Raw genomic sequence first — 16,161 nt, forward strand, 5'->3', positions numbered from 1 at the left:
CCTCGCGGGCGGCTATCGAAAGTGCGCAGGCGTCGGTGAACGTCGTGAACAAGACCCGAAGCGAGCCGCCGACCGTAGGTGTTGCATACCGCCGGGAGCGTGATGCCATCACAGGAGAGTCTGCCGCAAGTGTGGCGCTTGCCCTCCAGATTCCGATTGGCACAGCAGCACGTAACCGTCCCCTCGAGACTGCAGCACACACTCAGCTCGAGACAGCAAAAGCCGAGGCTGCGCAGGTAGAAGCGGCTCTACAAGCAGATATAGCGCTTGCGCAAGAGCAGGTCGCCGTCGTTACGCAGGCGTTTGAAGCCGCGTCTGCACGAGCGGCGCTGGCGCGCGAGCATGCACAACTCATTGAAAAGGCCTTTCGCCTTGGCGAGCGCGGCCTTGCAGACATGATGCGGGCACAAAGCGTCCTGCACGACGCCGAAGTCGCTGAACGGCAGCAACGCGTGGCAGTGGGTTTGGCTCACGCGCGTCTGAATCAAGCATTGGGAGTAACTCCATGAAATCCATCATAACTGTTCTGATGTGCCTGGCGTTTCCCGCCATCGCGCTTGCCCACGGCGGCGAAGACCACGGTCACGATGACGTGCCGGCGGCGCCTTCCGCAGTCTCTGGACTGCCGCGCGTGGAAGCCGCAACCGAGACCTTCGAGGTCGTCGGCACCCTGTCCGACCACGAGCTTGCCTTGGTCGTTGACCGCTTCGAAACAAATGAACCGGTGCTCAATGGGAAGGTAGAAGTTGAAGTCGACGGAGCAAAGTCGATGGCCAAGTTCCGCCCGGAGCGCGGCGATTACGCGGTCGACGATAAGGCATTGCTAACCACGTTGACCAAACCAGGCAAACACTCGGTCATGTTCACCATTGCCGCCGGCAATGACAGCGATCTGCTGGAAGCCGCGATGCAAGTAGCGGACGCTTCCGGTACGACGGCTAATGCTAAGCCCGGAGCGCTGAGCTCTTTCCCATTTTCAGTTTCGGCCATGGGCATTGCGGCACTCGCACTCGTGCTTGCAGTCGCCACTGCACGGGTCATTCGCCGCTGAACCATGACGAAAAAGCATATGAAAAAACAGTCCTTTTCTCTCCTCACGCTGGTCGTGGTCAGCGTGTTTTCAACACTTGCCTTTGCCGGTCCGGGAGCGCACGGGCCGAATGGTGAGCACCTGGATGCGCCGGTTGCAGCCAGCAGCGGCGGATTGACGCGGCTGCCTGACGGCAGCGTCAACGTACCGAAGGCTGCCCAGCGCAGGATGGCAATCCGAACCGTTATGACAAATGAAGAAGCGCACCCGCTAACCGCGGAACTCAATGGGCGCGTCGGCATTGACCCGAACGCCGGCGGACGTGTCCAAGCACCGTTTGCCGGCAGGATCGAGCCGGGCCCGAAAGGCCTGCCGGTTGCTGGCCAACACGTCGAAAAGGGGCAGGTGCTGCTGTATGTCCGCCCGGTTGCCGGCGCTATCGAACGCGGCAACCAGAGGGCGCAACTGGTGGAAATTCAGTCCAATCGTCGATTGGCCGAGCAACGCGTCAAGCGGCTGGAGTCTCTCGAGGGAACTGTACCCCAAAAGGAAATCGAAGCGGCACGCGCGGAACTGACCAGCCTGACAGGACGTGAGAAAGCTGTGTCGGCCAGCATAGGTGGAAACGAAGCGATTACGGCGCCGGCAAGCGGCGTCATCGCAGCCGCAAACGTACTGAACGGGCAGATTGTCGAGGCAAAGGACGTTCTATTCGACATTATTGATCCGGACAGGATGGTCGTTGAAGCCGTGACGACCGATCCCGCACTCGCCGGACGTATCGAGGCTGCCACACTGGCCAATGTCCCGGGCGTCGAACTGTCTCTGCTCGGCGCCGGCCGGAGTCTGCGCGAAGGCGCGCTTCCGGTCAGTTTCCGCGCCAAGGCCAAGGGCGTCGTGCTCGCCGTCGGTCAACCAGTGACCGTCATTGCAAAGCTCTCGGACAAGGTAAAAGGCTTTGCCATTCCCGCCGAGGCAGTGGTGCGCAATCCAGCCAATGAACCCATCGTCTGGGTGAAGCTCAGTGCGGAGCGGTTTATAGCTCGTCCCGTGGAAACCCGGCCACTGGACTCAGGGTCCGTCGTTGTGGTCAAGGGACTGGAGCCGGAAAGCCGCGTCGTGGTCTCCGGTGCGGCGCTGATTAACCAGATTCGATAAGGCCGACCATGTTTAATGCGATAGTTCGCTTTGGCCTTGCTAACCGGCTGTTCGTGCTTGCCGCGGCAGTCATCCTGGTTGTCTACGGCTCGATTTTGGCATCCCGCACTCCAGTCGACGTGTTCCCGGATCTGAACAAGCCCGTGGTCACAGTAATGACCGAAGCAGGCGGCATGGCGCCCGAGGAAGTGGAGCAGCTCGTGTCATTTCCGCTGGAGACCACGTTGAACGGAATGCCTGGCGTCACCCGGGTACGGTCGGTCTCCGGTATCGGCCTTTCGATTGTCTATGCGGAGTTCGACTGGGGCACGGATATTTACCGGAACCGGCAACAGGTTTCCGAGCGCCTCACTCTCGTCAAGGAACAGCTCCCTCGCGGGATTACACCGGTGATGGGGCCCGTTTCGTCCATCATGGGCGAAATCATGCTGATTGCGCTGCCTATTGACGTTGCCAAGGCAAGCCCGATGCAGGCACGGGAATATGCCGACTTCATTCTGAGGCCAAGGCTGCTGTCCATTCCCGGTGTATCGCAAGTTATTCCCATCGGCGGCGAGGTACGCCAGCTGCGTGTCGAACCGGATACGGCGAGGATGGCGCAGTTCGGCGTATCCCTCGACCAGGTAAGCACGGCGCTACAGGGATTTGCAACCAACACCAGCGGCGGCTTCATCGACCTGAACGCCCGGGAATACCTGATCCGGAACCTAGGTCGCACGAACCGGCTGGAGGACATCAAGGGGTTGGCAGTCGCCTTCCGGAACGGGAGCCCCGTATCGCTGGAGCAGGTTGCTTCCGTGCGCTACGCCCCTGCCTTCAAGCGCGGGGACGCCGGCATGAACGGCAAGCCGGCGGTGATTGTCAGCGTCCAGAAGCAGCCGTCGGCAGATACGGTCAAGCTTACCCTGGACATCGAAAAGGCATTGGGCGAACTCAAGCAAGGCTTGCCGGCCGGCCTGTCAGCCCCGCAAATCCTGTTCCGCCAGGCCGATTTCATTGAAGCGTCCATTGGCAACGTCATCGAAGCATTGCGCGACGGCGCCATCATGGTGGCCATCGTGCTGTTTGCGTTCCTGCTCAACTTCCGCACGACGGCCATTTCGCTGATTGCGATTCCGCTTTCCCTTGCAGTTACGTCGGTGGTTTTCCATCTGCTTGGTCAATCCATAAACGTGATGACACTCGGTGGATTGGCGATTGCCATTGGCGAACTGGTCGATGACGCGGTCGTCGACGTGGAAAATATCCTGAGGCGCTTGAAACAGCGCCAGGGCGACAGCAATGCACCGTCCGTTTTGGAGACGATCTGGCATGCCTCGGTCGAGGTACGATCCGGCATCGTCTATGCCACTGTCATCGTGGTGCTCGTCTTCGTTCCGCTGTTCGCCTTGCCCGGAATCGAGGGTCGGCTGTTTGCCCCACTTGGAGTGGCCTACATCGTTTCCATCCTGGCTTCGATGCTGGTTTCCATGACGGTGACGCCTGTACTGTCCTACTTCCTGCTCCCGCGGATGAAGCAGCTGGGACATGGCGATAGCCCTGTCGTAACACGACTGAAAGCGTGGGATGCAAAGGTGCTCGAATGGTCGTTCCCGCGCGCAAAACCGATTCTCGCCGCCGCCGTCCTGGTCGTGGCAGGCGCCGCTGCTTCCATTCCGTACTTTCCGAAGGCGTTTCTTCCGCCGTTCAATGAGGGCTCACTTGTCTTGGGTATGACCTTTGTGCCCGGGACGTCACTTGCGGAAGCAAACCGGATGGGCGCGCTTGCCGAGACACTGATTAAGGAGGTCCCGGAGGTTACCAAGGTTGGCAGACGCACCGGGCGCGCGGAGCTGGACGAGCACGCAGAAGGCGTGCACTCCTCCGAAATTGACGTTGACCTGAAACGGTCGAGCCGCGGGCGCGAGAGGATTATGGCCGACCTTCGAACCAAGCTTTCGGTGGTCCCGGCCTCCATCTCCATCGGCCAGCCCATCTCGCACAGACTGGACCACCTGTTATCCGGCGTGCGCGCGCAGATTGCGATAAAGATCTTCGGGGACGACCTCGATACCCTGCGTGGGCTGGCAGAGGGATTGCGCGGCAAGCTTTCCGATGTTCCGGGCCTGGTCGACTTGTCAGTCGAACGGCAGGTGCTTATTCCTCAGGTCAAGGTACGTGTCGATTACCGCAAGGCGGCGCAGTATGGCGTACCCCCGGGTCAGGTTCTGAAAGCACTGGAAACCTTATCCGAGGGTGACCGTGTAACGCAAGTCGTCGATGGAACCCGGCGGTTTGACCTGATGGTCCGATTGCCGGACCAGCGTCGGTCGCCGCAGGATTTGTCCCGCGTCATGCTCGATACCCCTGCGGGACAGATTCCCCTGTCGGCGGTCGCAAGCGTTGATGAAGGGGACGGTCCGAACCAGATTGGCCGCGAAAATGGCCGGCGGCGGATGGTGGTGTACGCAAATACCGACGGTTCGGACATGTCCCGAATTATTGGCGACATCCGCAGGGCGGTTGCGGCCACCTCGCTGCCTGGCGGTTATTTCATCAGCATCGAGGGGCAGTTCCAGGCACAGGAGCAGGCGACAAAGCTGATTACCGGTTTGTCGCTGGTATCGCTGGCAATGATTTTTCTGGTCCTGTACTCACGTTACAAGTCGTCGATCCTGGCGCTCGTCATCATGGGCAATATCCCTTTCGCCCTGATTGGCAGCGTGATCGCCATGTGGATTTCCGGGATTAGCCTGTCCGTCGCTTCAATGGTTGGCTTTATTACCTTGACTGGAATTGCGACCCGCAACGGCATCTTGAAAGTCAGCCATTACATCAACCTGTGCAAGTTTGAGGGTGAGACGTTTGGCACGGCGATGATTGTCCGTGGCTCCTTGGAACGCCTGACGCCAGTCCTCATGACCGCCCTCGTGGCGGCATTCGCACTGGTGCCGCTGCTTCTTGCGGCTGACGCTCCTGGCAAGGAAATCCTGCATCCGGTGGCGGTGGTGATATTTGGCGGCCTAGTCAGCTCGACCCTGCTCGACACGCTGCTGACACCGCTGATCTTCTGGCTGGTTGGCAAAACACCCCTCGAACGGATTGTGGCTGGACAGACGCAGGAAGCTTATTGAAATTGGGTTTATGCGGCGGCACCCGCGACAGAGCCGCCGCCAAGGTACGTTCGGAGATATACATGAAAAAACTTATGACATTGGTAGCAATCGCAGTAACCATTTCGGCGACCAGCAATGCTTTCGCCCACGGTGAACAACCGAAACACGGCGGAATAGTGCAGGAATCGGGCAACGGGATCAGCCTGGAGCTGGTGAATAAGGACGGGAAGACCACGATTTATGTCGAAGACCATGGCAAACCTGTGGCCACTGCAGGAGCATCCGGCAAGCTGACGGTTTTAAAGGGTGCCGATAAATCCGAACTTTCGCTTGAACCGGGCGGCGAGAATACGTTGATTGCTAAGGGTGAGGCAAAGTTAGGTGCCGGTGCAAAAGCTATCGCGGCCGTAACGCTTTCGGACAAGAAGACAGCGAGCGTCAGGTTCGCAGTGAAATAGCTGTTAGACGGAGCGGGTGCAAACGCGCGCTCGCCCGCCGCCAACGAAAGAAACGAGGTCGAGATATGAAAATTAAGAGCTTTTGGCTTGCCATTGTCGTCGCAGCGCTGCCGGCACTTCCCGCTCTTGCGCAGCAATCCACCGCGCCCGGTTTGTCTACCAAGGTAAAGAACCTGTTTTCGGCACCCAAGGAAGACGAGTTAATTGAACCGGATCTGGCTTTCACGCTGAAAGTGGCTGCCAAGAGTACAAACCAACTGAACGTTGACGTTGTGCCGGCGAATGGATATTACGTGTACAAGGAGCGCATCCGGTTTTCGCTCAAAGATGGCAGTGGCGTTCGGATCGGCAGTGTGAAGTTCCCACCGGGGGAAATGAAAACCGACCAGATCTTCGGCCGGACCGAGGTTTTCAGAAATGCGGTTCCGATCACGATAGCGCTGGACAATGCAGCGAAGGGTAAGTCGGTGGTACTCTCGGCGAGCTACCAGGGATGCCATGAAAAACTTGGTGTCTGCTACCCGCCAATCGATAAAACGGTGAGTTTGGTGCTGCCTTGATGGTTAGATCCCGCTCGCTGCGCGCATCCCCTCGTTACAATACCAACACAGAAAAATAAGCATGAAGGGAAGTCGCGTATGAGCGATACGCTAGCAAAACTGATCGAGCATTGGAAAGGCGATGCTCACAGCACGTACAACACGTGGTTCCTGTGGGAGGAACGGATAAAGAATTTCCGCTCCATCCGCCGTGGCATCGGGCAGGTTGTTCGTGACATTGAGGCCGACACCTTCGGGAACGCCTATCGCGGATCCTCGCTCGAGACAGTCGTCGGCTCAATTGCCGAGCAGCGCCAAATCTTCAAGGGCGCCGACCACGCCTTCCTCTGGAAGCCGAAGCTCCGGATCCCGGATATTTACGAAAACCGGGCAAACCAGCTTGCCTTCGCAAGGCTGCTCCACCACTGCGACAACTGCAACTGCGCGGAAGACATCATTGAGGGGATTCGGAAGATTGATGCCTTGAACATCAAAGGCCTTGGTCCGGCGGTCGCCAACCTTCTGTACTTCATCCATCCCACGTTGGTTCCTCCGTTCAATACCGCCATCGTGAAAGGCTTTAACGCCGTTACAGGAGGTTGCGTCAAGCTTGGCAAGTGGGACCATTACTTGTCGATGCGCGAGGGCATGTTGAGGCTAAATGCGGAGCACCGTGCGCTCTTGTCGAACGACCTCGGGGCGATTGCGGGTTTGATGTTTGATGTGGGAACCGGGCGCTATGCGCCACCTCCGCGGGAAAATGACGCCGCCTCGCTCAACGCCTGGGAGGCAGACCTGCAGCGTGTGCGGGAAGAATCAGCCGCCGCCCAGCGGCAATGGGAGCTCGCCCGAGAAAGTGATGCGACCCACACCGAGATTCAAGGCTGGCTTCGTGATCTAGGAGTTTCACTTGGGTTTGATGTCTGGATAGCGACGAACGACCGGGGACGCCCTTATGGCGACGGGCGGCTGGGCGACGGCTGCCTCTCTCAACTTCCTGATGACGTTGCCGCCGGAATGGACTCCGTCAGGTTGATCGACGTGGTATGGATTGGCCGCAGCTCAACCGAGGTCGCAGCGGCTTTTGAGGTGGAGCACTCTACTTCCATCTACTCCGGCATTGTCCGGATGCTCGACCTTGCGCTCGGTACGAAGGTGGGGCAGAACAGCACGCTCTTTCTAGTCGCGCCGGATAACCGCAAGGACGAGGTCGAACAACAGCTTTGCAGGCCTGCTTTCTCACGTGTGTCAGAACTGAATATCCGGTATTTGCCCTATAGCCAGCTGAAAGAGCACCGTGGGGCGATTGGCCGATTTGGAGCCGGAATCAAGCCGCTGATCGAGATTTCGCAGCAACTGCAACGGCGAAGAACGGGCTGATCGGTGGAATGCCGGCGTCGCGGCCCAATAGTTGAGCGGCGCCAATTTGCTCGCGGGATGCGAGACATCATCAAGGTCCGCCTTCATGTATCCGTGATATAGCCTGGCGAGGTATCGGGCGGCCGGACTACACAACCTTGGCCCCGACTAACGTGGATCGGCATTACAGCACGCCCGCCACCAACACTTCAATAAAGTTGGCCGTAGAGCACATGATTCAGGTCTGGCAGGGGCACGCTGGTCCCGGGCCTGCCATTTGTCGGCCGCGCTAACCGAAGAGATGTTGCTGGTTGCTAAACAGATCGCTAAAATGTTTAGCAACTTGAGGCATTATGCGACATTCCGAATTGTCCTTGGCAGCGCAGACGGCATATGCCGAACTGTTTGAGCAGGCGCGCGCTTTCGAAACTACTGGTGTCTTGGGCGGATTGAGAGGTAGCTTCCAAAGACTGGTCCGCAAAGGCAATCAGTATTGGTACTTTGCGTATAGAGACCCAGGCCAATCTGTGCGTATGGTGTACGTAGGCTCTGACTCTGCACGCGTCCAAGCCCTGATTGCACGGTTTGCGGATGTCGGAAAAGCCAATCCGCTTGCGCCAAGCGCACGTGCGGCGATTGCGCTAGGTTGCGCTGCCTTCCCCCCAAAGCACTTTCGAATCACCAAACGACTTGCCGAGTACGGATTCTTTCGTGCGGGCGGCATACTGGTTGGCACGCATGCATTCCTGGCGTTAGGGAACATGCTCGGGATGCGATGGCACGACGATGCTGTCACACTCCAGGTAGGTCATGCGCGCTCCGACCACAACATTTCGGTTGCGCTTCCCCCGTCGTTCAAGCTCGATATGCACGACGCCCTGGATTCGCTGGAGATGGGAATATTGCCTGCATCGCAGTTGAGTGGCTCAGCCGGCGCATGGTCTCGCGGCTCGACCGACCAGAATCCACGCGTTGACTTCGTAACCACCCAACGCCGAAGCAATCAACCGAGCCTCCCACCAGAGCTGAACTTTGATCTCATGCCGCTAAAGTATCTGGACTATCTACTGGAACAAACCACTCAGGGCTGTGTGTTCAGCAATACAGGTGCGTGCATCGTCAACGTTCCAACGCCTGAAAGATTTGCGGTCCACAAGCTGATTATCTACGGAGAGCGATTCTTGACTGATCGCATCAAGTCGACGAAAGAGTTGATGCAGGCGGCAAGTTTGGTTAACTATCTTTCCGAAACTGGGCAAGCAGATGCCTTCAACTTCGAGTGGTGCGATGCCCTGCAACGCGGGAAAAACTGGAAGGCGCGCGCCGCAATAGGACGGTCGGCACTTGTGGCCCTCGAGCCCGCCCTAGCTAATTTTAAGCTTTGGACGTGATTCTTCAAAAGGCATGGATCTTGTACAAGCGGCGGATTTTCCTGATTCGACCTTGTACGGCTTGCATGCAAAACTAACTGCGAGGTTGCCTCCAAAGGCGGGCTGGCTTGCCCTGCTTTTGCTTTTTCAGACCTGATTGTGGATGCACCGGAGCTGAAGAAGCCAGGCTTCTTCTGGTAATACTGCATACCGATCACGGTGGAATGATTTCTGGATTTCGTCGAGTTTTCCATTACCGTACCAGATACCGGATTTCTTGAAGGCTCAATCTGCGAGCATCGCCACAGCAATTATCTCACCTGTTGCAAGCGGGCCTCCTTTTGCACTACAGTGGCTATGGTACCGAGGGCCGGAGCTACACGCCCTTGACGCCTCTGGCGTGACGGCATGCAAGTGTCACTAACCGGCCGGTAGTGGCTGGCATGGGGCGGAAGACACAGGCTCCGCACTGGTGCAAGGCCGCCCCTCGGGCCATCTCTAATACTTTGGACTGGGAAGCGTCCGGATGAGGAGGGAAGGTAGTGATGAGGAAGCCGGTTCAGAAAAAATCGACAACCACATCAGCGCCGCCCGCATCCATCTCGGAGGTACCCTGCACATGTGGTAGGGAAAATCCAAACTGCATGGACTGTGACGTCTATTGAAATGACACATAGATGACCGCCGGAATATCCATCTCTTGTCTTTTTGTTAAAACGCGTACCGGGTCATCCATGCCATTTTCCTTCGATAGATTGGCGCAACTTTGCCAAAGCATTAGATAAGGCCGCCTGCTTTTCTCATTCCCAAGTTTGAAGCGGCTCAACCATGTCCAATGCAACGCAAGAACGCAGGTCGGTCATCTTGGACTGCGCTGGAAGCCACGCAGTCGCGCGCCACTCAAAAAGGCGTTATATTGCATGGAAAATTTGCCAAAAATTTGTTTGGCCAAGTTTTGCTTTAGGTTGTGTCAATAGGCCAATTTATTCTTTCCTCGGGACCCGCGCGAGATGAAAAAACCCTTTAAAACCGGCCACTTTATGGTTGATTTCGGGGCATTTAATTCTTAACGGCACAATACCTCGAACCGCCGGTACCGGTTCGCGCCCTCTTTTCTCCCGCATTCCGAATCAAGCTTTGGTATCTCGCTTTGACGTTGCCTGCCTGCCGGCGTTCGGCCGCCGGCACGTCTTCCCCTTCCTTTATGTATGATTATCCAAGCGAGGATCCGTCATACACGGAGACAACAATACGGCGGCAAAGCCGCCATAGGCCGGAGTAAACATGTTAAATGACCTGAGCATCCAGAAAAAACTCTATGCAGGTTTCGGTGCCATCATTGTTATCCTTCTGGCTTTGCTGCTGGCTTTTTACCAGGGGTACGCCAACCTTGTCGAAGCCAACCGGCTCGACCGCCATACCCTCCAGGTCCAGCTCGCGAGCCATGCCATTGAAACCGCGCTGCTCGACCTCCAGTCGGAATACCGCGGATTCCTCCTGACGGGCAATGAACGCTTCATCAGCCGTATCGACGAGAACGAGCGCGAGGTGAAACAACATCTGCAACGCGCACGGACGCTGACAGCGGACAATCCAAAGCAGCAGGACCGGTTGAGCCAGATTGACCCCCTTGCGACGCGATGGCTGCAGGAAGTGGTCCACCCGCTGATTGCCAAGCGCCGCGAACTGGCAAAGAGCGCGACAGCGGCAGATCTGATCGCGCGGGATCCGCTTGTCAGGGAAGGGTTCGCGCATATTTCAACTATCCACACTCTGCTGGATGACTTCAACACGGAAGAAGACCGGCTGCTTGCCGCCCGAACGAGCAATGCCAGCGCATCGACCAGGAACATGCTGTTTCTGCTGGTAGGCGGAGGCGTGGCTGTTGTGTTGTCCGCGATGCTGATTGCCTTCCTGCTGGCGCGCTCGGTCTTGCGTCCGCTCACAGCCGTAACAAAGACCATCGGTGAACTTGCAACGGGAAACCAGTCGGCGCGCGTGGCTGTGACAAGCAAGGATGAGCTCGGCCAGGTGGCAATGGAAATCAACCGCATGGCCGCCGCCATCCAGGAAGCCCAGCAGCGCGAGCAGGCATCGACCGATGACCTGCGCAACAAGGTCGACGCCTTGCTGGGCGTCGTCGTGAAGGCGACTGCAGGCGACCTCACCGGCAAGATCACGGTCACCGGCGACGATGCCATCGGCCGCCTCGGCGACGGCCTTTCGACGATGTTCAATAACCTGCGCAGCCTCGTCAACCGCGTGCAGAAAGCCGGCATCCAGGTTGCCACGTCGACCAACGAGATCGCGGCATCCGCACGCCAGCAGGAAGCCACCGGCGTGGAACAGGCGCAAACCAGCGTCGAGGTACTGAGCACGACACGCGAGATCTCGGCCAATACCTCGCAACTGCTGAAGGCGATGGAAGAAGTCACCCGCGTATCGGAATACACGACCTCGGCCACCGCCGACGCGCAGAACAACCTCAAGCACATGGACGCAACCATGCAGCGCATGGTGACGGCCACCGACACGATCAACACCAAGCTCGCTGCGCTGTCCGAAAAGGCAAGCAATATCAACAACGTGCTGACCACCATCACCAAGGTCGCGGACCAGACCAACATCCTGTCGCTGAACGCCGCCATCGAAGCGGAGAAGGCAGGCGAAGCGGGGCGCGGCTTCTCTGTCGTTGCCACCGAAATCCGCCGCCTCGCGGACCAGACCTCGGTCGCGACCTGGGACATCGAACAGATGCTCAAGGAAATGCAGTCGGCGGTGTCAGCCAGCGTGATGGGCATGGACAAGTTCTCGGACGAGATCCGGCGCAGCGTCTCCGAAGTCAGCCAGGTCAGCGGCCAGCTGGCGGAAGTCATCGGGCAGGTGCGCAACCTGACGCCGCGCTTCGACATGGTGCTGGAGGGCATGCAGTCGCAGGCCATCGGCGCGTCGCAAATCACCGAAACCATGACGCAGCTGAACGAAGCGACGCAGCAGGCGGTCGACGCGCTCAAGTCGACCAGCGAAGCAGTCCAGCAGCTGCAATACGCGGCGCAGGACCTGCAGGCCGGCGTGTCCAGCTTTGCGGTCAACATGTAGCCATGCAATTCCTGGTCTTCCATCTCGGCAAGGATCGCTACGGGTTGAACACCCGCCACCTGACGCGCGTGCTGCCGCTCATGGAACTCAAGCAGATTCCCGGAGCACCTGCCTATGTGGCGGGTCTGATGAATTTCCATGGAGATCCCATTCCGGTTGTCGACCTCTGTGCGCTCGCCTGCGGCACGGCATGTGCTCCACACTTCGACACCCGCATCCTGCTGGTCGATTATTGCGCGGATGAGGTCTGGCACATGCTTGGCCTGGTGGTCGAGGGCGTGTCGGGTGTGACGGATATCGACCAAGCCGCCTTTTTCGAGCCGGGCATCGCCAACCCGAATGCACCCTTTCTTGGCAAGGTGGCCGCGGACAACGGCACACTGCTCCAGCTGGTCAACATCGACCACCTGCTGACGGCGGAGGCCCGCGCCATCCTGTTCCAGCGGCAAAGGCAGTCATTGTCATGACAAGCGTGCACATTCAATCGATGCTGCAGCAAGCCACGGGCCTCGACCTGGGCTCGGAGCCGGTCGAGGTTGCCGTGCGCCGGCGCATGCGCCAACGCCACATCGCCGACCTGGCTTCGTATCTCTCCGAAATTGTCAGGAACCGGGATGAGCTGGGTGCCCTGATCGATCTGGTCGTTGTTCCTGAAACATGGTTTTTCCGCGACGCCGGCGCATTCTCCGCTGCCGTGCAGTTCGTATCGGGATGTCCGCGCAAACCGGTGCGCATATTGAGCGTGCCCTGCGCCAGCGGCGAAGAGCCGTATTCGCTGTCAATGGCGCTGGTGGACGCTGGAATCGCACCGGATCACTTTGTCATCGATGCGGTCGACGTCAGTCCGCAAGTCATCCTTCGTGCGCAGCAGGGGTACTACAAGGGCAATTCATTCCGCGGCAACGACCTCGGATTCCGTGAACGGCATTTCCGCAGGCATGGTGATGGGTATGAACTGGCACCGGAAATCCGGCGATTGGTCCGATTCCGCTGCGGCAATCTGCTCACCCTCGAACCACCGGACGGATGGCCGTACGACATCATTTTCTGCCGCAACCTCCTTATCTATTTCAACGAGTCCACGCAAGCCGCCGCCATCCTCAAGCTGCGAGCGTTGCTGCAGGACGACGGCATGCTGTTCTGCGGTTATGCCGAGACGACGGTATTCAGCCTGAACGGTTTCTCGCGCTCGCCGGTTACCAATGCGTTCGCAGTGCAAAAAAAAGCGCCGCTGGACGTGCGCGCCGTGCCAGCGGAAATGCCCTATCCATCAAGCCCGGTGAAGGCTTCATGGACCTTCGGATCGCCCCCGCTCCCCCACCCTGTTGCCGCCCCACAGGAAACCGCCGTGATGGAAGCCGCCGTGCGGAAAGACCCGCAGGCATTACTTGAACATGCCGAGCGGCTGGCCAATGCGGGTGCGGTCGATGAAGCGATCCAGGCGTACCGCACGTGCCTGGAAGGGGTGCCCGATTCCGTGCAGGCGAATTTCATGCTCGGACTCCTGCATGAACAGAAGCATGACGACAAGGGCGCGGCCGAATTCCTGCGTCGCGCCGTCTACTTCAATCCCAACCACTATGAAGCGCTCTGCCACCTCGCCCTGCTGGCGGAGCGGCATGGGAATACGGCCGGCGGACGTACCTACCGGCAACGCGCGGCGCGGGTCTTCGAACGACGTGCGGCAGAGGACAAGCAATGAGCGCCCAGGCAATAGAGGATTGCTGGAACCGCGTCGGCGTGCGCGGCAACCGCAGCTGCGAAAAGCTCGCGGAGCATACCCATTGCCGGCATTGCAGCGTGTACGGCGCGGCGGCGCAAGCCATCATGCAGCGCCAACTCCCGGCCGGGTACCGCGAAGAGTGGGCCGAGTACTTTTCCCGCGAGGAAGCCGACGAAACTGAACGCGACCGTGCCGTCCTGGTTTTCCGCATCGGTAGCGAATGGCTGGCCTTGCCGGCGGCGCTCGCCGTCACGGTCGTCGAAGCAGCGCGTCCGCATCGCATTCCCCGTCGCAGCGGCGGGGTGCTAGGCGGCATCGTGAATGTCAAGGGCAGGCTTTTCCCGTGCATGTCGCTGGCCGCACTGCTGTCCATCAACGACAGCCAGCCGCAGCAGGACATGCGGCGACGTGCCTATCCGCGCCTCGTCGTGTTCTCGCTGGCGCACCAGGCCTTCGCGCTTGCCGTCGATGACATGTCCGGCATCCACCGTTACGCCGCATCCGACCTTCTGGCCGTACCAACCACGGCGGGCAAGGGGCTGAGGCGCTATCTTTCCGGCGTGCTGGCTCTCAACGGCATGCATGTCGGCGTCCTCGATCCAGGCGTGGTCGGCGCCGCCTTTTCGGATGCATTGAAATGAACGGCGGCGACAGCGATTACAGCAGCTTTTCCCTGCTCGAACTGTTCCGCAGCGAAGCAGAGAGCCAGACCCAGGTATTGACCGACGGCTTGCTCGCGCTTGACCGCAATGCGCGCGACCTGGCCGCCATCGTGCCGCTCATGCGTGCCGCCCACTCCCTCAAGGGGGCGGCACGCATCGTCAATCTCGATGACGTGGAACGGCTGGCCCACGCGATGGAGGATTGCTTCGTTGCCGCGCAGAAGGACAAGCTGAAACTGAACAAGCAGCGCATCGACCGGCTGCTGGCTGCCGTCGACCTGATCGGCCGGATCGCTCGACTCTCGGAAGCGGAGGCGCCCGCATGGCTGGCCGCCAATGCACTGATGATCGGCGAAGTGCTGGTCGGAGTGTACGACGCTGCCGACCCGGGCAAGCTCGACGACGATGTACCGGAAGGAGCGTCGCCTGCACCGTCCGCCCCGCCCGCGCTTCCAGTGGAGGATAAAATTGCCGAGCCGCAGCCTGTTGCCCGCGACGAACCGATCCTCAAGGTCAATGTGCGCAACTTCGACCGGCTGCTGTCACTGGCCAGCGAATCGCGTGTCACCGCGAATGCAATGCAGCCCTTTCTGCAATCGATGCGGCATTTCAAGAAAAAGCAGCTCGACATGCTCGCCGCACTTGACCGGTTGGCACAGGATGCGGCGGCGTCAGGGGTGCACGAATCGTTCCGCGAAAAGATCCAGTCCATCCTGGCCCAGTCCGATCCGCTCAGGCAGGCACTCGTCGCGCGCCTGTCCGATATTGAAGCTTACGAACGCCGGCTGCTGGCGGGATCACAGGAGATCCTGGACGAGGTACTGACACTGCGCATGCGCCCATTCCGCGACGGTGTGCAGGCATTTCCGCGCATGGTGCGCGACCTCGCGCGCAGCATGGGAAAGGATGTGCGGCTCGAGATTGCCGGGGAGGACACACGTGTCGACCGGGATATCCTGGCACGCATGGAAAGCCCGCTCAACCACATCCTGCGCAATGCCGTCGACCATGGCATGGAAACGCCGGAAGAACGTATTGCCGCAGGCAAGCCTGCCGAAGGGATGATCCGCCTGGAAGCACGCCACAGCGCCGGCATGCTGGCGATACAGATCAGCGATGACGGGCGCGGCGTCGATCCGGAGCGCATCCGCCGCAAGGTCGTCGAACGTAAAATGACGACGGCCCCGATGGCCGCTGCGATGAGCACCGAGGAATTGCTTGAATTCCTGTTCCTTCCGGCATTCAGCCTGAAGGAGACGGCCAGCGAAGTGTCGGGCCGCGGGGTTGGCCTTGATGCCGTGCATGCCACCATCCGGCAGCTCTACGGCGCCATCCGGCTGGAAACGGAAGCGGGCAAGGGATTCCGCGCCCACATCACGCTCCCTCTTTCGCAATCGGTGGTGCGCGCCGTAGTCGTGGAGATTGCCGGTGAAGCCTATGCGGCACCGATCGCAGGAATCGAGCGCATGATGACCGTCATGCCCGAGGAGATCCGCACGCTGGAAAACCGCCATTTCTTCACCATCGGCAATGAACACGTCGGGCTCGTCTCGGCCGCCCGATTGCTGGAGCTGGGAGAAGCTGCGCCCCCCGACAAGGCGCTCCCGGTGATGGTGATCGGCGCGGGCCAGCGCCGCTACGCGCTGGTGGGGGATCGCATCGTCGGCG

The 16,161-nt window shown here is 59.4% G+C and carries 13 protein-coding genes; all 13 read left to right on the top strand.

Going from position 1 to position 16,161, the window contains the following annotated elements:
- On the top strand, positions 1–509 hold a 509-nt coding region (locus AYR66_RS11395; RefSeq protein ID WP_206047144.1), incomplete at its 5' end, for a TolC family protein.
- Positions 506–1,051, top strand: coding sequence for a hypothetical protein (locus tag AYR66_RS11400; RefSeq protein WP_088707587.1), 546 nt, complete (start codon positions 506–508; stop codon positions 1,049–1,051). The genes AYR66_RS11395 and AYR66_RS11400, both read left to right, overlap by 4 nt.
- 18 nt (positions 1,052–1,069) lie before the next feature.
- Positions 1,070–2,188, top strand: coding sequence for an efflux RND transporter periplasmic adaptor subunit (locus tag AYR66_RS11405; protein WP_088707588.1), 1,119 nt, complete (start codon positions 1,070–1,072; stop codon positions 2,186–2,188).
- Positions 2,189–2,196: 8 nt separating this feature from the next.
- On the top strand, positions 2,197–5,301 hold the full coding sequence (locus tag AYR66_RS11410) for an efflux RND transporter permease subunit (protein ID WP_088707589.1): 3,105 nt from the start codon (positions 2,197–2,199) through the stop codon (positions 5,299–5,301).
- 62 nt (positions 5,302–5,363) lie between these two features.
- On the top strand, positions 5,364–5,741 hold the full coding sequence (locus AYR66_RS11415) for a hypothetical protein (protein WP_088707590.1): 378 nt from the start codon (positions 5,364–5,366) through the stop codon (positions 5,739–5,741).
- A gap of 65 nt (positions 5,742–5,806) precedes the next feature.
- Positions 5,807–6,301, top strand: a complete 495-nt coding sequence (locus AYR66_RS11420) for a protein-disulfide reductase DsbD N-terminal domain-containing protein (RefSeq protein ID WP_088707591.1) — start codon at positions 5,807–5,809, stop codon at positions 6,299–6,301.
- Between the two features lie 78 nt (positions 6,302–6,379).
- On the top strand, positions 6,380–7,660 hold the full coding sequence (locus AYR66_RS11425) for a type II restriction endonuclease (protein ID WP_088707592.1): 1,281 nt from the start codon (positions 6,380–6,382) through the stop codon (positions 7,658–7,660).
- 332 nt (positions 7,661–7,992) lie between these two features.
- Entirely contained in the window at positions 7,993–9,030 is a 1,038-nt protein-coding gene (locus tag AYR66_RS11430) for a GSU2403 family nucleotidyltransferase fold protein (protein ID WP_088707593.1), read from the top strand.
- Positions 9,031–10,293: 1,263 nt separating this feature from the next.
- The gene (locus AYR66_RS11435) at positions 10,294–12,108 is read left to right on the top strand and encodes a methyl-accepting chemotaxis protein (protein WP_088707594.1); all 1,815 of its coding nucleotides are present in this window, start codon (positions 10,294–10,296) and stop codon (positions 12,106–12,108) included.
- Between the two features lie 2 nt (positions 12,109–12,110).
- Entirely contained in the window at positions 12,111–12,575 is a 465-nt protein-coding gene (locus tag AYR66_RS11440) for a chemotaxis protein CheW (protein ID WP_088707595.1), read from the top strand.
- The gene (locus AYR66_RS11445; RefSeq protein WP_088707596.1) at positions 12,572–13,810 is read left to right on the top strand and encodes a CheR family methyltransferase; all 1,239 of its coding nucleotides are present in this window, start codon (positions 12,572–12,574) and stop codon (positions 13,808–13,810) included. The genes AYR66_RS11440 and AYR66_RS11445 overlap by 4 nt, the downstream gene beginning before the upstream one ends.
- On the top strand, positions 13,807–14,472 hold the full coding sequence (locus tag AYR66_RS11450; RefSeq protein WP_088707597.1) for a chemotaxis protein CheW: 666 nt from the start codon (positions 13,807–13,809) through the stop codon (positions 14,470–14,472). Before AYR66_RS11445 ends, AYR66_RS11450 begins: the two co-directional genes overlap by 4 nt.
- Positions 14,469–16,161 (top strand): chemotaxis protein CheA (locus AYR66_RS11455; RefSeq protein WP_206047146.1); only part of this gene is annotated, 1,693 nt, incomplete at its 3' end. The genes AYR66_RS11450 and AYR66_RS11455, both read left to right, overlap by 4 nt.

Origin of the sequence: Noviherbaspirillum denitrificans (assembly GCF_002211445.1) — a bacterium.
Taxonomy (GTDB): Bacteria; Pseudomonadota; Gammaproteobacteria; order Burkholderiales; family Burkholderiaceae_D; genus Noviherbaspirillum; species Noviherbaspirillum denitrificans.